Raw genomic sequence first — 19,009 nt, 5'->3', positions numbered from 1 at the left:
CCGCATCTTGCCCCCGCACCATTTACAAAACTACGCCCAAAAGCCCGAAGAAACCGCACCGCGGCGGCGTGGCCTGGTAGTAGCGGGCAAGCTGCTCATTACGCTGCTCACGCTAGGGCTGCTCTGGAACTCGGTGGTAGCCGATGACGCCACAGCGGCGGCTTGGCGCGGCTTGCTCACGCGCAGCCTCGGGGGCGAAGGACGAGTACCGGTGCTGCTGGCTCTGGCTCTGATGCCTCTGAACTGGGGCCTAGAAGCCTGGAAGTGGTGGCGTTTGGCCCGGCACCTGGAGCCGGTTTCGTTTCGGCGCAGCTTTCGGGCGGTGCTGGTGGGCCTCACGCTGGGGTTTGTAACGCCGAACAGGGTAGGCGACTATGCCGGCCGCATCATTGAGCTGAAAAGCCGCCGGCTTGATGCGCTGGGGGCCGTGTTTTTGGGGCGTTATTGCCAGCTGGTAGCTACTGTTATGGCTGGCACGGCAGGCCTGCTGTATTTTCTGCTGCAGTTTTACTTAATAGGCTACCCGGCCACTAGCATCGGCCTGGTCATCGGGACAGTGCTAGTAAATGGGGCCGTGCTGCTGCCGCTTTACTATTCGCAGGTGCTGGTGTCGGCGGTGCAGGCGGTGCCGCCGCTACGGCGCTTTAGCCGGTTTCTGGCCGTCATGCCTACGTATCGGGCCCGGGCGCTTACGGCGGTGCTACTCATTTCCAGTCTGCGTTACCTGGTGTTCTGCGCGCAATTTGGGCTGCTGCTGTGGGCGTATGGCGTAGATGCACCCGTTGGGCCGGCAGCGGCGGCTATTGCTGGTACATTTCTGCTGAAGTCATTGGTGCCCTCCCTGAATGCGTTAGCTGATGTGGGGGTGCGGGAGCTTTCGGCCACACACTTGTTCGGGCTGCTGGGTCAACCGGTGCTGCCGGTACTAAGTGCTAGCCTGAGTTTATGGGTTCTCAACATTGCGGTGCCTAGTGCCATCGGACTCATTTTTGTGCTCCGCATGAAAGTGTTGCGCAAGCGGAAGAAGGGCCAAACGCAGCCTCACGCAACGGTATGAGCAGCATGTGGCTTGCAGCAGCTTTAGCCGGCCTGAACGCAGCCTACTTGGGGCAAATGCTGCGGTACCGCCGCAGCTGGCAGCAACTGGTTTCAGGGCAGCAAAGGCCTAGTGCGGCAAGTTCATCAGAAGCAGCCGTACGGTTTACCGTCATAATTGCAGCCCGCAACGAAGCCGAAAACCTGCCGCATTTGTTACAGGACCTTGCAAACCAAGACACAGTTCCCGGCGGTTTCGAGCTACTACTTGTAGATGACCACTCCACAGATGCAACGGCGGCGGTGGTGCAGGAGGCAGCAGGCCGAATGCCGTTTCCCGTACAGTTGGTTCAACTCGCGCAGCAACCTAGTACGCTAACCGGCAAAAAAGCTGCGGTGCAGGTTGCGCTTGCGCATGCTACTACGCCCTGGGTCTTGCTTACGGATGCTGATTGCCGAGTGCCGAACGGGTGGTTGCGGGCGTATGCTGAGTTGGTTGCACAAGATGCCGATGCACGGTTTATCAGCGGGCCCGTGTTGCTTACCGGGCGCGGCTGGCTGGCCACGCTGCAAGGCCTGGAGTTGGCCGGGCTGGTGGGGGTAGGGGCGGCTTCCATCGGGCGGCAGGCGCCTACCATGTGCAATGGTGCTAACCTGGCCTACCGCCGCGCCGATTTTTATGCTGTTGATGGGTTCCGAGGCAACGAGAATGTACCTAGCGGCGACGACGAATTCCTGTTGCATAAGCTGCACGCTGCCTTTCCGGGTAGCATTCGGTTTCTGGCAGATGCTGCGGCCCTTGTGCGCACGGAAGCTCAGCCCACCGTGCGCCTGCTGCTGCGCCAGCGAGTACGGTGGGCTAGCAAGTGGCGGCATTACCAGGCTGCAGCCCCGCGCCGCTTGGCGGTGTTGGTGCTGCTGAGCAACCTCACCTTTCCGATAGGACTAGGGCTGTGGCTGGCCGGAGCCGTGCCAGGCTGGGCAGTACTAAGCGCCTGGAGTCTCAAATTACTTGCCGATGCCCTGTTTCTACGGCCGGTACTGCGCTTTCTGGGGCGGCCGCGGTGGCTGTGGTGGGTGCCAGTGCTGCAGGTCGCCTATGGCCCCTATGCCTTGGCAACCGGATTGCTGGGCCTGCGCGGCGGCTACGAGTGGAAAGGCCGAAAGACTGGACGAGGGTAACTTCAAGGGTATCAGAGGGCTAGTAAACTGCGCCATAAAAAGCGTGATTTTGCTTGTTTTTGCGGCCTTTAGGGGTGTACTTATTCTATCATTTCAGCTCACTATAATATAGCGTACTATGAACAAGACGTGGTTAGAAATAGTGATGCCAGCGAGCCTGTTACTTGTGTTTTGCACTATGATGGTATTCGGCCTGACAATGAGTGGATTGCTATATACGTCTGCTTCAGAGATAATGCCATTAGCAGGAGGGCCTGGTGAGCCAACGGCGGAGTATGCTTCCATGTCATCTTATGCGCTTCCTGCTGATATTACAGCCCCTGATGTAGCTGCCGGCGATGCCCTTTTCCAAAGCAACTGTGCTCAATGCCATGCGGTGCAGGATGTGGTGATAGGACCAGCATTAGCAAGCATCCGGAAGCGACGTCCAGAAGCCTGGATTCGTGCTTGGGTAAAGAATTCAGGGAAGCTGGTTGCCAGCGGTGATGCCTACGCCGTAAAAGTTTTCAATCAATACCAGAAGCAGGAAATGCCTAGCTTCCAGCTCTCGAATAAGGAAATCAGCCAGATCTTAGATTACATAGAAGCATACGAAGCTTCCAGAGGTACTCAAGCCTACTGCAGGTAGTAGCAGCCGTCAACTAAGCAGCTTACCTTATGCAGAATCTTCCGCCCATATGGTAGCATCCTGACAACGCGCTAGTGTGCTACCTTTGCCAAAACCTCTTCTCTCCGTGACCGACGCCGAATTTGACATCCTAGACGAACTGTACTTCGTTACGCCTTTCGCCGAGCTAGCCCAAAAAACCCGCCAAACCCCCGCCGAGCTGGAGCGCCACTTACGCGGCATGCTGGAGCAGGGCTTGGTGCGCAGCTTCTGGCCTGACCCCGATACGGAGCAGGCCTTCGAGGAAAGCTCTTTTGGAGCCATCGTGCGCGACTGTTTTTTTCTGGCCTCGAAAGAAGGGCTGCTCCAACATAACACCCGCTAGCGTTGGCCGCAACTGCTACCCAAGCTGCCCCGGCGGCCCGGCCGCCGGGCTATTACGTTCGTCAGCGCCTGTTGCGCAACACGCCGGCCATGCTGGGGCTGGGCTTTATTGTGTTATGTACCCTAGTGGCGGTGCTGGGCTATTGGGTGCTGCCCGATAACTCGCCGTATGCCAACAACGGCCTGGTGCAGCTGCAAAAAGAAGCGCCCGGCTTCCGGGCCACCGTGCTGCGGCTGGCCCGGCCCGACTCGGCCCGCGCTACCTCCGACAATGTGTTCCGGACGTGGTGGCAGGGGCGCGAGCCACGCTACTCTGAAGTGCCCATCGGGAGTTACCGCTTTCAAGGCGACTCGCTATTTACGGCGCCTTACCAGAATCACTCGGCCCTAGCCGATAAGCCCCAACGCTACGCCCTAACTGCCATTACTGGCCACCCTGGCACGGCTGCGGAGCTTCGGCAGGAAGTGGAAAATACCCACCTGCTCACGCGCACCTACTGGCTAGGAACTGATAAATCGGGCCGCGACGAACTGAGCCGGCTGTTGCTGGGCACGCGCATCAGCCTCGGCATTGGCCTCGTGGCCGTCCTGATTTCCGTGGCACTGGGTATGCTGATTGGGGCCGTAGCCGGCTACGTGGGTGGCTGGGTTGATAGCCTCCTGTTGGGTTTGATGACGGTGGTGTGGAGCATTCCGGGCATCATGCTGGTAATTGCCATTTCCCTGGCCCTCGATAGCAAAGGCGTTTGGACATCTTTTGTGGCCGTGGGCCTCACCATGTGGGTTGACGTGGCGCGTGTTGTGCGCGGCCAGATGCTGAGCCTGCGCGAAAAAACGTTTGTCGAAGCCGGGCGTGTATTGGGTTTGCCCCAGAGCCGCCTGATCTGGCGCCATTTGCTGCCCAACATGACCGGCCCCCTGATTGTGCTGGCGACTAGTAACTTTGCGGCTGCCATTCTGCTGGAAGCGGGTCTGAGCTTTCTGGGCCTGGGCGTGCAGCCCCCCGCGCCTTCGTGGGGCCTTATGGTGAATGAAGGCTTTCAGCTGCTGGGCACCGAGGCCGGCCTGTGGCTTACGTTGCTGCCGGGCCTAGCCATTAGCTTACTGGTGCTAAGTTTTAACTTGCTGGGCAACGGCCTGCGCGACGCATACGACCCCAAAACTCCGCTGGGCTAACGGCAGGCGGCAACGGCATAATGTCGCTGCGGCCCTGCTTTTTTCCCTAATTTCTACTTCCCGAACTTCTGAGTATGAATACTATTACTTCCGAAAAGCGTTTGTTTCTGAAAGAGCGGGAACTAGGCGCGCTGCTGGAGATTACGCAGGCCATCAACCAAGACCCCACGGAGGCTTCACTCTACAAGATCTTCCAGTTCACATTGCTCGGCCAACTCAACATCCGGCGGTTGGTGCTGTATGTGAAGGAGGAAGGCGAGTGGGAGTGTATGGTATCCTTTGGACAAGGGTTGGTGGATTTTCGGAAGGTAGCGCTGCCCGAAGTTATCCGCGAAAACTGCACTCAGCTGCCGTGCCCGCTTAGTAGTTTTGAGGGCTTGAGTGCAGAGTGGGAGTACTTGGAAATTGTGATTCCGGTAGTGCAGAACGGCAACGTTCTCGCCTACGTGATGGTGGGCAACGTGCACGACGACTATGCCAGCGAGGAAGCCACCAAGTTTCTGCAAACGCTTAGCAACATCCTGATTGGGGCCATCGAAAACCGGCGCTTAGCCCGGCAACGGGTAGCTGCCGCCGCCATGCGCAAGGAAATTGAAATTGCGCAGGAAGTGCAAACCATGCTGTTTCCGCGCACCTTGCCCAATGATGCCGCCGTGGCCGTGCACGCCAGCTACGTGCCCCACAGCGCCGTAGGCGGCGACTACTACGATGTGGTGCCCCTAGATGCGGACCGGTTTCTGTTCTGCGTGGCTGATGTGTCGGGGAAAGGCGTAGCGGCTTCATTGCTCATGTCAAACTTCCAGGCCGGGCTGCGTACCCTGCTGCGCCAAAAAGTTGATTTAGCCACGGTAGTGCAGGAGCTTAATAACCTAATTTTCCGTAACGCCGGCGGCGACAAGTTTATCACTGTGTTCTTCGGCCTCTACAATAAGCGCACCCGCGTGCTGCAATACGTAAATGCCGGCCACAACGACCCCTTGCTGATTCCGGATTCCGGCCCCGTACAGCTGCTCAAGTCTGGCTCCATTATGTTGGGCGTGATGGATGAACTGCCCGTGCTGCAGGTAGGAGAGGTGGTAGTGGAACCCCGAACGACGCTGCTCACCTACACCGATGGCCTCACGGAAGTGTTTGATAGCAACCATGATGAGTTTGGCGAAGAAGGCGTGCTGCGCGTGATGTACCACAACCGCTACGCCCCCCTCACCACCGTGCACAAAGAGCTGCTTCGCGAAATCAACACCTTCAACCAGAGCGGTTCCGGCTTCGCCGATGATATTACCATTCTGAGCTGCCGGTTTAAGTAAGCCACAGGCCTAGTAAAGTTGCTGGCCTCCGGGTTAGTTACTAGGCCCTTATTGCGCTTGAACTCCCCCGCGTACTACAGCGTAAGCGCCGTGGTATGCGGGGGAGTTCAAGCGTAATAAGGGCCTAGGGATTGACGTCTGCACGACAAGGCTCAGGGTGATTACGTGCAGCTCAGGCCTCGCTTATCAGTGTTAGGAGGTTACCAGCGTAGTCTGCTCATGGCGTATCCAGGTGCCTATCCGGATAAACATGGCCAGGTTCAGGAAGAAAAACGAGCCTATTTTGTCTACCTCAACCAGCTCGTTTAGCAGCAGGTGAAACACGATGATGATAAAGCTCAGACTGCAGGCTAGTAGCAAATTGCGCAGGGCGGTGCCACGCACCGTTCGGACGTACAGCTGCTGAATGGTAAGCAGGGCCGTAGTCAGTAAGCCAATAAACAGAATAACGCCCGGAAACCCCTGCTCAGCCATCAGGAGCAGAAAGTAATTGTGCGTTGTCGATTTCTCGGGGTTGTCGCTGACGTAGGTGCGGAAGCTGCGGACGGTGTAGCGCTTATACTCGGGGTAAAACGTGTTGGGTCCGCTGCCTGTCATCGGCTTATCGGCTACCATGCGTGCGGCTGCTACCCAGCGGTACACCCGCTCCATCCCCGACATATCCTGAAGCTTGTAGGTAGCTTCTAAGTGCTTGCCGAAATTGTCGCCATTGAACACGGTTTTCTCGAAATCAGGCGCGTACAACATGTAGTTGTTGGCGCTCAGAAAGTATCCGGCCCCAGCCAGCACCGCCGCTAGGCTCCCAATGAGCAGCAACCGGGTTTGACGCAACCGCAAAACCAGATAATAGATACCGGCCACCGGCACGGCCAGCAACGAGGCGCGCGTATACGCCGTGAGCAACCCAAACAGCATCAGGCCAGTAGCAATACGCCAGCCCAGCCGGGGTAGGCCCCTTGAGTCGCGGGCACCATACCAGGCGAAGGGCAGTAGCATAGCCAGCACCGTAGCATACGTCACGTGGTTGCGGTAAAACAAACTTACCGCCGGGTTAATGGCATCGAAGGCAAAGCCATCGGCGGCGTGCCGCACAATTACTACCAGCACGGTAAAGCAAGTGGCCCCAGTGTACAGGCCCGCCACTTTCCAGGCTTCCTTCGGGTCCTGAACCAGCAGCAACGTACCCAGGATAAACGGCACTAGGTACCACACCTTGGCCAACAGGTACTTTACTGATTTGGTGGTATCAACGGAAAAGAATGTGGAGATAAACGACCAAAACAGCAACAGGCACACCATCACAATGATGGGGTGGAGCACCTCCCGCGCTGAGAGCTGCACGCGGCGCATGAGCAAGGTGGCGGCCACGCAGCCGGTTAGCACCAGCATTAGCGGCTCCGAGGGCATATCCATGCTCAGGCCGCCGGGCAACTGAATTTCGCGGGCAAACGCCAGCGTCAGGAACAGCAGGTAGTAGAACAGCGTCCAGTCAGTGAATACAACCAGCAAGCCCAGGCCAATGCCAACGGGGAGTAATGCCAGCGGCGTTTGCAGCAAAACCGCCGTTGCCCCACCCAGGATCAGCAGGAGCATGAGCCCCACAAACAAGCGCTGGATGGGGTCGGCGGGACGAAGCCGGTTCAGCAGCTCACTCACAGCGCAGGGGCCGATGGGCGCTGGCTGCGCCGATACAGCTCCAGCAGCGTAATCAGCACAATAGAGAAAGCCAGCGTGAGGAATACCGAGCCTACCACAATCAGCCAACGTACGGGCTTGCTTTTCTTGGTAGCAGGGTAGGCTTTCTGCACGACATATAAGGACGAAATCCGGGCCTTAATAGACAATTCCGCCGTTTCGTACTCGCCTTGGGCTTTCACCAAGCGGTCCTGCAAATCGGTAACACGGGCCGTTAATAAGCTCAGCGAGTCGATGCCGTTGATGTAGTTTTCCATGTTGATGGCACTGCCGCCGTCAGCGCGGGTAAGGGCCCGGAGGGCACGCTTGAGGCTGGCGGTTTTGGGTCCATCGTTTCTGTTGGCTTGCTGCAGCGCGCTTTCTGTTTCAATGATTTCGCGCGACAGGTAGCTTTCGGCATTGGTGGTGTGCTCCAGCTCATCTTGCTTGATACCCTGCAGGGCGCGCCGCAGGCCTCGGGTTTCAGTGGTATAGCCCAGGTTTTTCTCCAGTTGAATAATCTCGCGGGCGAGGTAGCGCGACTGTTGCTCTGGCCCGAAAATGCCGTACTGCCGACGTGCACGCACTACCTGCCGCCGGGAGTGCTCGTACTCTTTGTTCAGAAACTCATAGCGCTGCTTGTACAGGCCCAGTACGTTGCGGCGGTTTTCCAGGGTCAGCTGCTGGTTGATGGAGTCGATGACGGCCACCATAGCATTGGTAATACGCGCGGCCAGCACTTTGTCTTCATCCTCGAACGTGAGCTCAATAACGTCGCGCTCATTGCGCACAATGCTCAGATTATCCGCGAATAGCCGGAGCGCTTCGCTTTCCGCCTTGTCATCGCCGGGGCTACCTACTTTGTAGTGCTCAAACAAGTTGAAGCGCTTCAGCATCAACTCGGCCACTGGCTGCGATTCGCCTACGGTAATTACGCGGTCCAAGTCTTCGGTACGGCCGCCCAGCTCCAGCTTGCCGCCTTCCACAATGCGGTCGGGGTCAGAGTTTTGTGGGTTGGTAGGAAAGAAGATAGCTGTGGATTTGTAAATATTAGGCAGCAGCAGTGCCACCCCCAAACTGATAACGAAGGCCAGTACCAGCGCGGCCAGTACCAGGTTTTTCCAACGGTTAATAATAGGCCACAGGCCTAACAATGAATAGGAACGCTCAGACATACGGTAGGATAACCACGGGCCCCGGAATGGAAAGGTGCTGAGGCCGTGGAACGCAAAGATATTGGAAAAATGCCCTCAGCCGCGCCAAAACCCGTTATCCGGCCCGGCTGGTTTTTATGTAGTTTTGCCCGTCGCCTACCCCCAGCTGCTGGCTGAACCGGGCTCAGGCAAGGCAGAAACACAGGTAAAGCACGCACGGCATCAAACGATTTTTTGGAAATATTAGTCTGGTGGTGCTGCTTAACCTGCTGGTGAAGCCGGGCTGGGTGGTGCTTGAAAACGTGGTGCAGGACCGCCTGGGCCACGCGGCTTTCGGGCTTTTCACGGCTCTTTCAGCCCTCACTATGGTGCTCACCACGGTTTCCGACCTGGGCCTGACGCACTACAGTGTGAAGCGGGTGGCCGCCGAGCCCACATTTCTTACGGAATACTTCCCCACCATACTACCCCTGCGCGGTGCCCTAACCGTGGTGGCGCTGGGCGCTATGCTGATCGTGGGCTGGATTATCGGGTACAGGGGGTACGAGCTGGCGTTGCTGGGGGCCATTGGGTGTAGCCTGTTGCTGGTGCAGTACGGGCAGTTTCTGCGAGGCACCCTGCAGGCCCATCAGCATTTCAACACCGATGCGGTACTGTCTGTATTTGAAAAGTTTCTGCTGCTGGGCCTGGTGCTGGTATTGCTCCCGATTGGCCTGACGCTAGAGCGCTACGTGAGCGTGCGGATAGTAGCGGCCGTATTCAGTACGGTAGTGCTGTACGGCCTGATGACGCGCCTGTTTGGCCGTGTGCGCTACCGCTGGCAGTGGGCGCAGGCCCGCACCATCCTGCGCGAAACGGCTCCTTTTGCCGTCATCACCTTGCTGTACGGCATCAATGAGCGGGTAGATATGGTGATGCTGGAGCGCTTGGCTTCCCCCACAGAGGCTGGCTACTACGCCGGTGCCTACCGCTGGGTTGATGCCGTGATGATGTATATCTGGACGGTGCTGCCGCTGTTTTTTGCTAAGTTTTCGGGTGCTGTGCACAACCGCCAGGAGCAGCGCGACTTGCTATGGTTTGGCCAGCGTGTGGTAACGGCGCCCATGCTGCTGCTCTGCGCCTTCGTGTTGTTTCGGGGAGAAGTACTGTTCTGGCAATTCACGCACAGCTCTGCGGCCGAGCTAACCCGCATGACCTGGTGTCTGAAAGTGCTGTTTATCAATGTGCTGGTGCATTCCTTTTTTGCGCTGTATGCCTCGCTGCTCAATAGTACTAGGCTGGTGAACAGCGTCAGCTGGCTGGTGGCGGTAAGCGTAACGCTAAATATCGGCCTGAATATCATTTTCCTGCCTCGTTTCGGAGCCATTGCCGCGGCCTGGAATACACTGTTCTGCGCCGTGCTGGTGTCGGGGGTATATCTGTGGCTGGTGCAGCACCGGGCCGGCGTGCCCGTGCCGTGGGCCCTGCTGGCGCGGTTGGGAGCTGTATTTGGGCTCTTGTGCGCGGGTTGGTATGGCATGCAGCAGCTCTGGCAACTACCGTGGCTGCTGGAATCGGTTATAGCTGGCGTTCTGTTTGTTGGCCTTATGTTCGGGCTGGGGGTAGTCCGGGTAGCTGAACTTAAACAGCTGCTCAATCGCCGAACGGAAGCGTAATCTCCGATATTTGCCCGCTCGGTTGCCTTTCTGGCTCCTGAGACTGTTTTGCTGAATCTATTATTAGTGCATGAAGTATCTCCTGAAGCAGCTTGATAAAGTAGAAGCCCTGGCCCAGGCCACCAAATGGCACCGCTTATTGCATGCTCCGGGAAAATATCTGTACGCCATCGGGTTTCGGCGGCTGGTATACGCCCGCTCCAAAAAGGGCCTTGTAAAGCAGGTAGACACGTTTTTTGGGGTGCCCATGCAAGTGGTGCTGCCTGCTGGTACCGATATCTACCTGACCGGTGGTAAATCGCACAGCTCCGAAATCCGCCTAGCCCGTTTCCTGATCCAAACCCTTCAGCCCGGCGACGCCTTCCTAGATGTGGGCGGACACTTCGGGTATTTTTCGCTGCTAGCCTCGCAGTTAGTAGGCCCCACGGGCAAGGTGCTGGCCTATGAGGCGTCGCGGAGTACGTACGCGGTGCTGACCGAAAATGTCAAGAGCCAAGCCAACATTAAGGCGGTAAATCAGGCCGTTTCCGACAAGCAGGAAACCATATCCTTTTATGAGTTTCCGGTGCTCTATAATGAGTTCAACTCCATGGATGTGTCGCAGTTCGCCGACGAGAAGTGGTATCAGGAGTTTACACCCACCCGTATTGATGTTCCTGCTGAGCGGCTGGATGATACCCTAACTACTCTCGACTATCAGCCGGCTGTTATTAAAATTGACGTGGAAGGGGCGGAGCTCAAGGTAATTGCGGGTGCCAAAGAAAGCCTGCGCCGCCTGCGCCCCTACGTGGTGATGGAGTACCTGGAGCCCAAGCGCCATAACACGGAGCATCAAAAGGCTGCGGCGCTGCTGCGGGAGCTAGGCTATAGTTCCTTTTCCCTGAACGCTGCCGGCCAGCCCGTGCCATGCCCCAATCTGGACGCGTTTCTGGAGGAGCATGGCTACGACTCCGATAATTTCGTATTCATCAAGCAATAGTTGCCGCGCGGGTTGGAAAGCAATTGAGGCCTAGTAACTTATAGTCGCGGCTCTGCTTATGCAGTATAGTTTACAGTAACTCAGATACAGTAGAGCTGAAGCAGCTGCAACTGCTGTTGCCAGCTCGCTGAGTTTGCCCCGGATTTTTTTGCTTCTTCGAATAGCTACTCCCTTGAACATTGCGGTAAACGTGCGCTTTCTGCTGCCCGGCGACAAGCTCGAAGGGATTGGGCGTTTCACGTTCGAGACGCTCAGTCACCTAGTGCGGCAGCATCCGGAGCACACGTTTCATTTTCTGTTTGATCGGAAGTTTGATGAGCGGTACGTATTCGGGCCGAACGTGGTGCCACATGTGCTTTCCCCGCCGGCGCGCCATCCGTTGCTGTGGCTGGCGTGGTTTGAAGGGGCCGTGGCGCGCTGGTTGCGTCGGCAGCGGCCCGATGTATTCCTCAGCACCGACGGCTACACTACCCTGCGCACCCGCGTTCCCCGCGTAACGGTGCTGCATGATCTGGCTTTTGAGCATTTCCCGCAGGATATTGACCGCCTCACGCTGCGGTATTATAAGTACTTCACGCCGCGCTTTGCCCGAGCGTCGCGGCGTATAATTGCAGTTTCAGAGGCCACCAAGCAGGATATAGTGCATACGTATGGCGTGCCAGCCTCCAAAGTGAGCGTGGTATACAACGCCGCCGACGCGCATTTTCGGCCCCAGCCGGCCGAGGCCCAGCAGGAAACCCGCGACCGGTACAGCGCTGGCAAACCCTACTTTCTGTTTGTGGGAGCCTTGCAGCCGCGCAAGAACCTAGTGAACCTGCTGCGGGCCTTTGATGCGTTTAAGCAGCAAACCGGCACCAACTGCAAGCTGCTGGTAGTGGGCCGCACCGCCTGGAAAGCGGGCCCCATTTTCGATGTGTACCAGCACATGCAGTACCGCCAAGATGTGCATTTAACCGGCCGCGTGACGGAAAACGAGCTGGCCGACTTGTATGCGGCGGCCCTGGCCACGTGCTATGTTCCTTACTTCGAGGGATTCGGGATTCCTATTATTGAAGCCCAGGCATGCGCCTCACCAGTTATTACCTCCAACTGCAGCTCCATGCCCGAGGTGGCCGGCAATGCCGCTCGGCTCGTAGATCCGCTTTCCGTAGAATCTATTGCCGAAGGACTGGCGCACGTATATGCCTCAGAACCTTACCGCAGTGAGCTGATGATGCGGGGTTTGCACAACGTGAAGCGGTTTTCGTGGGCCGAAAGCGCCCAGCGCCTGTGGCAGGAAATTGAAGCATGTGTGCGCTAAGCTGTAGCTTGCAGTCGGGGTTGATGCAGACAACCGCCGCCAGGGGGCTAGGTGCTGTGGGCACACAAACCGGGTAACCGCCACTGTCCAGAGGCCGCAAGCAACTGCTAACCTGTACCTTTTCACTCGCAATTAACACCGCATGCATCTGTTCCGAATGCCGGCTTTGGTACAACGCCTGCTGCCTGACTGCCTCTGGCAGATGCCTGCTACCAATCCGCCTACGCTCTACCTCACCTTCGACGACGGACCCATTCCGGAGGAAACACCCTTCGTGCTGGAAACGCTGGCTCACTATCACGCCAAAGGCACGTTCTTCTGCGTGGGCGACAACCTTCGCCGATACCCGGAGGTGGCCCAGAAAGTACTAGCGCAGGGCCACCGGCTGGCTAACCATACCTACCATCATATCAGCGGCTGGAGCCACTCGCGCCGCCACTACCTGCAAGATGTAGCCGAATGCCAGCAACTGTTGCAGCAGTTGCAGCCCGAGTCGCGGCCCCTGCTTCGGCCCCCGTATGGCCGCATTACCATTCCGCTTTCCCGGGCGTTGCAGGCTACGCATCAAGTGGTCATGTGGGACGTACTTACCTGCGACTACGATCGGGACTTTGCGCCCGAAGCGTGCCTAGCGGCGGCCATTGCACACTCACGGCCAGGCTCCATTGTGGTATTTCATGACAGCCTAAAGGCCAGCCCCAACCTACGCTACGTGCTGCCGCGGTATCTGGCGCATTTTGCGGCGCGTGGGTATCAATTCGCTAGCCTCTAACCTGGCGGAAAGTGCGTACTTGCAGCCAATAGCCTCTCTGGTATTTATTTGTGCGGTATGCTGTTGCTGATTCTCTACTTCACGGCGTGGTTCCTGTTGCTGACGGCCTCAACGGTGCTGTTTTACCAGCGGGAGGGAAGTAAGCCGGGGCCGCTGCCCGAGCCGTTGCCCCGCGTTAGTATTCTTATTGCTGCTCGCAACGAAGCCCAGGCCATCACGCGCTGCCTCCAATCCATCCGGGCCCTCGACTACCCCCCGAACCTAGTGGAAGTGCTGCTCGGCGACGACGGCTCCGTGGATGCTACCGCGGCCGTGGCGCACGCTGCCATGCACGGGTACGCTGGCTCATTTCAGGTGGTGCCTATTCACGATACGCTGGGTACGGCTCACGGGAAAGCCAACGTGCTGGCCCACCTGGCTTGTGCTGCTACCACTGAGTACTTCTTCATCACCGACGCTGATATTGCCGTGCCCCCCACTTGGCTGCAGGGGCTTTTAGCGCACGCTCAGGCCGACGTGGGTATTGTAACGGGCCTGACCCTCGTGACGGGGCCGCGCCTGTTTCACCGGTTACAAGGTCTCGATTGGCTGATGTCGCTAGGCTTGGTGCAGGTGGTAACCGACCTGGGGCGGCCCGTGACGGCCATGGGCAACAACATGCTGGTGACCCGCGCTGCCTATGAGGCAACGGGTGGTTATGAACAGCTGCCATTTTCCGTCACCGAAGATTTTGAGCTGTTCAAGGCTGTACTGCGGAAGGACTTCAGCTCTCGCAACCTGTTCTGCCCCGAAATTCTGGCTGAGTCGTTGCCGATGTACACGTGGAGCGGTTTGCTGCACCAGCGGCGGCGGTGGCTGCGCGGCGTGGAGGCACTACCTACGTGGCTGAAAGTGTGTCTGGCGTTGTACGGCTCTTTTTATCTGGCGCTGTTCCTATTGGCCTTCGTGGGAGGGCTCGGCGCAGTTCTGCGCATTTGGCTGGTGAAGATGCTCCTGCAAGGGGGCCTAGCATGGGTGTGCTTCCGAAGGGTAGGACGTCGGCCCCCGTTGGAGTTGCTACCCCTGTTTGAAGGGTACACCGTAGCCCTTACCGTAGGCCTGGTAATCTTCCGGCTCCTGCCGGTTGCGTTTTCCTGGAAGGGTAGGCAATACCGATAAAAACTGGTTGTTTTTTATCTGATTTCGTAGAGTTGCCAAATGCCGTTCAGGGGCGGTTGATGCCCGTTGCTACGTGTGTAGTAAGTGTATTGGGAAAATAAAAAACGCCCTGTAGCAGCATTAGCAGGCGTTTTTTAGGTGTGTTTTCCTCTCTCCAGAGAATATCTTTGGCTTAGCCAGCGGCTGTTTGCTAGCCCTCTGTTGCCGCAATAAGCTCCGCTGTCCGCCCCGATGCACAATCGGTTGTTGCCCCTTGCTTTACTATCTCCCCGCCCATTCTGCTACGCTGTATGCTCTTGTTCCCACCCTCTAGCCGCGCCCTTTTGCTGGCGGCGTTATTCTGTGCCAGCACCCAGCTGGCCTCGGCCCAAACCAAACCCGCGCCTGCTCGCCCCCAAACCACTAGGTCGGCCACGGGCACCAACCGGCAGCAAGAGCTGCTGAAGAACGAAGCCAAAATCGACCAGTTGCTGAAAAAGCTCACGCTGGAAGAAAAGATTGCCATGATCCACGCCAACTCCTCTTTCACCTCGGGCGGAGTGAAACGGCTGGGCATCCCGGAAATAACCACTTCCGACGGCCCGCACGGGGTGCGCCCTGAACACGGCCGCGACTGGACTCTGGACGAAGGCGTGAACGACTCGGGCACCTACCTGCCCACCGGCAATACCCTAGCTTCTACCTGGAACCCAGCCCTAGGCTATGCCTTTGGTTCGGTGCTAGGCTCCGAGGCTAACTTTCGGGGCAAAGACATTATTCTGGGTCCTGGCATTAACATCATCCGCACGCCCCTGAACGGCCGCAACTTCGAATACCTGAGCGAAGACCCGTATCTGGTATCGAAGATGGTGGTAGGCTACATTCGGGGCGTGCAGGACCAAGGCGTATCGGCCTGCGTAAAGCACTACGCGGCCAACAACCAGGAAGAGCACCGCAACGACGTTGATGTAAACATGAGCGAGCGGGCCCTGCGCGAGATTTACCTGCCGGGCTTTCAGGCCGCCGTGCAGGAAGGCGGCGTGAATACACTCATGGGCTCCTACAACAAATTCCGGGGCCAGTACGCTACCCACAACGCCTACCTGATGAACGACGTCCTGAAAGGGGAGTGGGGTTTTAAAGGCTTGGTAATTAGCGACTGGGGCTCGGTGCACAACACCATGGAAGGCTTGCGCAACGGCACCGACCTAGAAATGGGTACCGACCTGTCCTTGATGTATAACAGCGTCGACCAGACGGCCAGCGCCGGAATGCCCAAGCTTACCCCCGCGCTTTACGACAAATTCTTCTTCGGTACGGCGGCGCTGGATGCGGTGAAAAAAGACAAGTCGCTGGAGCCACTGCTGGATGATAAAGTGCGCCGCATTCTGCGCGTAATGTACCGCACTAACATGCTGGACGGCGCCAAGCGCAAGGCCGGCGCTTACAACACCCCCGAGCACCAAGCCACGGCCCTGAAGGTGGCCGAAGAGGGGATAGTGTTGCTTAAGAACGAAGGTGGCCTGCTGCCCCTCAAGAAAACGGCCAAAACCTACGCGGTAATTGGGGCCAACGCTACCCGCGAAAATTCCATGGGTGGTGGTAGCTCGCAGGTAAAAGCCAAGTACGAAATCACGCCGCTGCAGGGGCTGCAGAAAGCACTAGGTGCCCAGGCCAAGGTAACCTATGCTCAGGGCTACACCATTGCCCGCGACCAGAAAGCCGACCCCAAACTGATTGCCGAAGCCGTAGCTGCCGCTAAAGCCGCCGAGGTAGCCATTATTGTGGGCGGTGCTACTCACGGCTACGACTACAAAGTGTGGAGCGACAATGCCTACGATGCCGAGGGCTACGACAAGCCGGACATGAAGCTGCCGTTTGGGCAGGATGAGCTGATCAAGGCCGTGCTAGCTGCCAACCCCAATACCGTAGTGGTGCTCATGAATGGCGGCATGCTCGATGTGTCGGAATGGGCAGGGCAGGCCAAGGGCATTGTGGAGGCCTGGTACCCCGGCATGGAAGGCGGCAACGCTCTGGCGCACGTGCTGTTCGGCGATGTGAACCCCTCCGGCAAACTACCGATGACCTGGCCCGTGAAGCTCGAAGACTCACCCGCCCACAAGCTAGGCGAGTACCCCAGCACTCCTGGCGACCCCCTGAAACAGACCTACAAAGAAGACGTCTTCGTGGGCTACCGCTACTTCGATACATATAAGGTGGCCCCCCAATTTGCCTTCGGCCACGGCCTGAGCTACACCTCTTTCGACTACGGCAAGCTGACGGTGAAGCCTGGTGCTCAAAGCGCCACCGTTACCCTCACGGTGCGCAACTCCGGCAAAGTAGCCGGCGCCGAGGTAGTACAGCTGTATGTGCAGGATGAGCAAGCCAGCGTGAAGCGCCCGGAAAAAGAGCTGAAAGCCTTCGAGAAAGTGTTCCTGAAGCCGGGAGAGTCGAAAACCGTAACCCTGAACCTCGGAGCCGATGCCTTCCGCTTCTACGATGAAGGTAAAAAGCAGTGGGTGCTGGAGCCTGGCCAGTTCAAGGTGCTGGTAGGTAGTTCCTCCCGCGATATTCGCCAAACCGGCGACTTGAAGCTGTAAGCACCTTTTCTCTTACAAAAGGCCCCTGCCATGGCAAAAGCGCCGCGGCAGGGGCCTTTTGTTTTCACCGGTTTCCCCACTTCCGCACCCTAGGCGTACCTTCGCGGTATGCAACTCTCTGATTCGCACGCTCACGTTTACTCCGAGCAATTCAAACCCGACCAGGACGACATGCTGCGCCGTGCTTTCGAGGCCGGGGTCCGCACCATCTTCATGCCCAACATCGACCACACCAGCATTGATGCTATGCTGGAGGTGGAAGCCAAGTTCCCGAGCCATTGCTTTGCCCAGATGGGCCTGCATCCCTGCCACGTTACCCGTCATTTCGAGAAGGAACTGTACGAGGTAGAAACCTGGCTGAACCGTCGGCCTTTTGCGGCAGTGGGGGAGTGCGGCATTGATTTGTACTGGGACAAAACGCACCTGCCGGAGCAGCAGGAAGCCCTCCGGATTCAGGTAGAGTTGGCCCGCAAGTTCAACCTGCCCTTGGTGCTGCACACCCGCGACGCCTTCCGCGAAACCGCCGACATCATAACCAATGCGCAGGACGGCACGCTGCGCGGGGTGTTCCACTGCTTTTCCGGCACCCGCGACGAAGCCGACGAAGCCATCCGGCTAGGCTTTAAGCTAGGCATCGGGGGCGTGGCAACCTTCAAAAACGGTGGCCTTGATAAAGTACTGCCGGGTATCGAGCTAGAGCATTTGCTGCTGGAAACCGACTGCCCGTATCTGGCGCCGGCCCCGCACCGCGGCAAGCGCAATGAGCCTGCGTATTTGCCGCTGGTAGCCCGCCGCGTGGCCGAAATACTAGGCAAGGAAGTAGAGGAAGTGGCAGCAGCTACTACCCGCAACACCCTGGCCCTGTTCGGCGAAACGGTAGCCTAGGGTACCTTATGGGGCTAAGTGTTGCTGCACGGTTGAGTGCGTTTGCCTTTCCCAGATTACCGATACCTTCGCTACCCCTTCCTTCCCACCCAACCTCCCTGCCTGTTGGCTACCGAAATCCTTTCTCCCAAGGCCGATTCGGCCATTTTGGTTATTTATACCGGCGGCACGGCCGGCATGGCCTACAATAAGCGCGGCGAGTTGGTGCCGATGGATTTTGAGCAGATACGCCGCAAAATCCCCGAGCTGCGCCAGCTGAAAATGCAGGTCCACGTTATAAACCTGGGCGAGCCCATCGACTCCAGCAACGTAACCGTGGATGACTGGCTGCGGCTGGCGGCGTTGATTCAGGAAAACTACGACCTCTACGACGGCTTCGTGGTGCTCCACGGCACCGATACCATGGCCTACTCAGCGGCGGCGCTCAGCTTTTTGCTCGAAAATCTGGGCAAGACGGTGGTGTTTACCGGAGCACAGGTGCCCGTAGGCCGCATCCGGACGGATGCACGTCGTAACCTAGTTACGGCGCTAGAAATGGCGGCCGCCCGCCTCCCCGTGGCTGGTACCGTGCGTGTGCCCGAGGTGTGCCTGTTTTTCAATGAGCAATTGATTCGGGGCAACCGGGCCAAAAAGGTGGAAAGCCAGCAGTACAACGCCTTCCGCAGCGAAAACTACCCGCCGCTGGCCCGCGCTGGCATCGAGCTGGAATTCAACGACAAGCAGATTCGGATGCTGCCCGCGGCCCCGTTGCATGTTCACCAGCGCCTTGATGACCGCGTTACTATCATGCGCCTGTTTCCGGGTATTTCCGAGCCAATGATGCGGGCGCAGCTGGAGGCCGATGGCCTACGCGGCTGCGTACTCGAAACCTACGGCTCTGGCAACGCGCCTACCGCCCCCTGGTTTCTCAAGTGCCTGCGCGACGCGGCTGATAGGGGCGTGTTTCTGCTGAATGTAAGCCAGTGCGAGGAAGGCCGCGTGATGCAGGGCCGCTACGAAACCAGCGCTTACCTCACCGAGTTGGGCATTATCGGCGGCGACGACATTACGGTGGAGGCCGCTATTACCAAGCTCATGTTCGTACTAGGCCTACAGCAGGACCAAGCCACCACGCGCCGCCTCCTGGCCCAGGACTTGCGCGGCGAAATCACGCTAATGTGAG

At 58.0% G+C, this 19,009-nt stretch carries 16 protein-coding genes; 14 read left to right on the top strand and 2 right to left on the bottom strand.

The annotated features are described in order from the left end of the window. Positions 1-7: 7 nt before the first annotated feature. The 6 genes from ACYVHC_RS03750 (at position 8) to ACYVHC_RS03725 (ending at position 5,691) form a co-directional block, all read left to right on the top strand. Positions 8-1,057 (top strand): lysylphosphatidylglycerol synthase transmembrane domain-containing protein, encoded by a 1,050-nt coding sequence (locus tag ACYVHC_RS03750; protein WP_460612327.1) that lies wholly within the window; start codon positions 8-10, stop codon positions 1,055-1,057. Beyond that, entirely contained in the window at positions 1,054-2,217 is a 1,164-nt protein-coding gene (locus tag ACYVHC_RS03745; protein WP_460612326.1) for a glycosyltransferase family protein, read from the top strand. Before ACYVHC_RS03750 ends, ACYVHC_RS03745 begins: the two co-directional genes overlap by 4 nt. A 118-nt stretch (positions 2,218-2,335) precedes the next feature. After that, positions 2,336-2,845, top strand: coding sequence for a c-type cytochrome (locus tag ACYVHC_RS03740; protein ID WP_460612325.1), 510 nt, complete (start codon positions 2,336-2,338; stop codon positions 2,843-2,845). Between the two features lie 106 nt (positions 2,846-2,951). Next, on the top strand, positions 2,952-3,209 hold the full coding sequence (locus ACYVHC_RS03735; RefSeq protein ID WP_460612324.1) for a MarR family transcriptional regulator: 258 nt from the start codon (positions 2,952-2,954) through the stop codon (positions 3,207-3,209). Between the two features lie 2 nt (positions 3,210-3,211). After that, positions 3,212-4,384, top strand: a complete 1,173-nt coding sequence (locus ACYVHC_RS03730; protein ID WP_460612323.1) for an ABC transporter permease — start codon at positions 3,212-3,214, stop codon at positions 4,382-4,384. Between the two features lie 74 nt (positions 4,385-4,458). Then, the gene (locus ACYVHC_RS03725) at positions 4,459-5,691 is read left to right on the top strand and encodes a PP2C family protein-serine/threonine phosphatase (protein ID WP_460612322.1); all 1,233 of its coding nucleotides are present in this window, start codon (positions 4,459-4,461) and stop codon (positions 5,689-5,691) included. Positions 5,692-5,883: 192 nt separating this feature from the next. Here the strand turns inward: ACYVHC_RS03725 and ACYVHC_RS03720 are convergent, their stop codons facing one another. Both ACYVHC_RS03720 and ACYVHC_RS03715 read right to left on the bottom strand, forming a co-directional pair. After that, positions 5,884-7,347, bottom strand: a complete 1,464-nt coding sequence (locus ACYVHC_RS03720; RefSeq protein ID WP_460612321.1) for an O-antigen ligase family protein — start codon at positions 7,345-7,347, stop codon at positions 5,884-5,886. Continuing rightward, the gene (locus ACYVHC_RS03715) at positions 7,344-8,540 is read right to left on the bottom strand and encodes a GumC domain-containing protein (protein WP_460612320.1); all 1,197 of its coding nucleotides are present in this window, start codon (positions 8,538-8,540) and stop codon (positions 7,344-7,346) included. Before ACYVHC_RS03715 ends, ACYVHC_RS03720 begins: the two co-directional genes overlap by 4 nt. Before the next feature lie 230 nt (positions 8,541-8,770). Here ACYVHC_RS03715 and ACYVHC_RS03710 point away from each other — a divergent pair, with 230 nt between their 5' ends. The 8 genes from ACYVHC_RS03710 (at position 8,771) to ACYVHC_RS03675 (ending at position 19,008) form a co-directional block, all read left to right on the top strand. Then, positions 8,771-10,174 (top strand): MATE family efflux transporter, encoded by a 1,404-nt coding sequence (locus tag ACYVHC_RS03710; RefSeq protein ID WP_460612319.1) that lies wholly within the window; start codon positions 8,771-8,773, stop codon positions 10,172-10,174. Positions 10,175-10,244: 70 nt separating this feature from the next. Then, positions 10,245-11,153 carry a class I SAM-dependent methyltransferase gene (locus tag ACYVHC_RS03705; RefSeq protein ID WP_460612318.1) on the top strand — a complete coding sequence of 303 codons (909 nt, stop codon included), beginning with the start codon at positions 10,245-10,247 and terminating at the stop codon, positions 11,151-11,153. A gap of 148 nt (positions 11,154-11,301) precedes the next feature. Then, positions 11,302-12,453 (top strand): glycosyltransferase family 4 protein, encoded by a 1,152-nt coding sequence (locus ACYVHC_RS03700; RefSeq protein WP_460612317.1) that lies wholly within the window; start codon positions 11,302-11,304, stop codon positions 12,451-12,453. A gap of 142 nt (positions 12,454-12,595) precedes the next feature. Next, positions 12,596-13,225, top strand: a complete 630-nt coding sequence (locus tag ACYVHC_RS03695) for a polysaccharide deacetylase family protein (RefSeq protein ID WP_460612316.1) — start codon at positions 12,596-12,598, stop codon at positions 13,223-13,225. Positions 13,226-13,282: 57 nt separating this feature from the next. Further along, positions 13,283-14,383, top strand: coding sequence for a glycosyltransferase family protein (locus ACYVHC_RS03690; protein ID WP_460612315.1), 1,101 nt, complete (start codon positions 13,283-13,285; stop codon positions 14,381-14,383). A gap of 290 nt (positions 14,384-14,673) precedes the next feature. After that, positions 14,674-16,962 (top strand): glycoside hydrolase family 3 C-terminal domain-containing protein, encoded by a 2,289-nt coding sequence (locus ACYVHC_RS03685; RefSeq protein WP_460612314.1) that lies wholly within the window; start codon positions 14,674-14,676, stop codon positions 16,960-16,962. Between the two features lie 108 nt (positions 16,963-17,070). Further along, positions 17,071-17,847: a TatD family hydrolase gene (locus tag ACYVHC_RS03680; protein ID WP_460612313.1), complete on the top strand. Its 777-nt coding sequence runs from the start codon at positions 17,071-17,073 to the stop codon at positions 17,845-17,847. A 105-nt stretch (positions 17,848-17,952) separates the two neighbouring features. Then, on the top strand, positions 17,953-19,008 hold the full coding sequence (locus ACYVHC_RS03675; protein WP_460612312.1) for an asparaginase: 1,056 nt from the start codon (positions 17,953-17,955) through the stop codon (positions 19,006-19,008). The last annotated feature ends 1 nt before the right edge of the window (position 19,009 follow it).

The organism is Hymenobacter seoulensis (assembly GCF_054780535.1).
This window is presented reverse-complemented; position numbering and strand designations above follow the sequence as displayed.

Excerpts from the sequence above, each read along its gene's own strand:
- ACYVHC_RS03745 (WP_460612326.1), top strand. The coding sequence starts at position 1,054 with ATGAGCAGCATGTGGCTTGCAGCAGCTTTAGCCGGCCTGAACGCAGCC.
- ACYVHC_RS03740 (WP_460612325.1), top strand. The coding sequence starts at position 2,336 with ATGAACAAGACGTGGTTAGAAATAGTGATGCCAGCGAGCCTGTTACTT.
- ACYVHC_RS03725 (WP_460612322.1), top strand. The coding sequence starts at position 4,459 with ATGAATACTATTACTTCCGAAAAGCGTTTGTTTCTGAAAGAGCGGGAA.
- ACYVHC_RS03715 (WP_460612320.1), bottom strand. The coding sequence starts at position 8,540 with ATGTCTGAGCGTTCCTATTCATTGTTAGGCCTGTGGCCTATTATTAAC.
- ACYVHC_RS03705 (WP_460612318.1), top strand. The coding sequence starts at position 10,245 with ATGAAGTATCTCCTGAAGCAGCTTGATAAAGTAGAAGCCCTGGCCCAG.
- ACYVHC_RS03695 (WP_460612316.1), top strand. The coding sequence starts at position 12,596 with ATGCATCTGTTCCGAATGCCGGCTTTGGTACAACGCCTGCTGCCTGAC.
- ACYVHC_RS03690 (WP_460612315.1), top strand. The coding sequence starts at position 13,283 with ATGCTGTTGCTGATTCTCTACTTCACGGCGTGGTTCCTGTTGCTGACG.
- ACYVHC_RS03685 (WP_460612314.1), top strand. The coding sequence starts at position 14,674 with ATGCTCTTGTTCCCACCCTCTAGCCGCGCCCTTTTGCTGGCGGCGTTA.
- ACYVHC_RS03680 (WP_460612313.1), top strand. The coding sequence starts at position 17,071 with ATGCAACTCTCTGATTCGCACGCTCACGTTTACTCCGAGCAATTCAAA.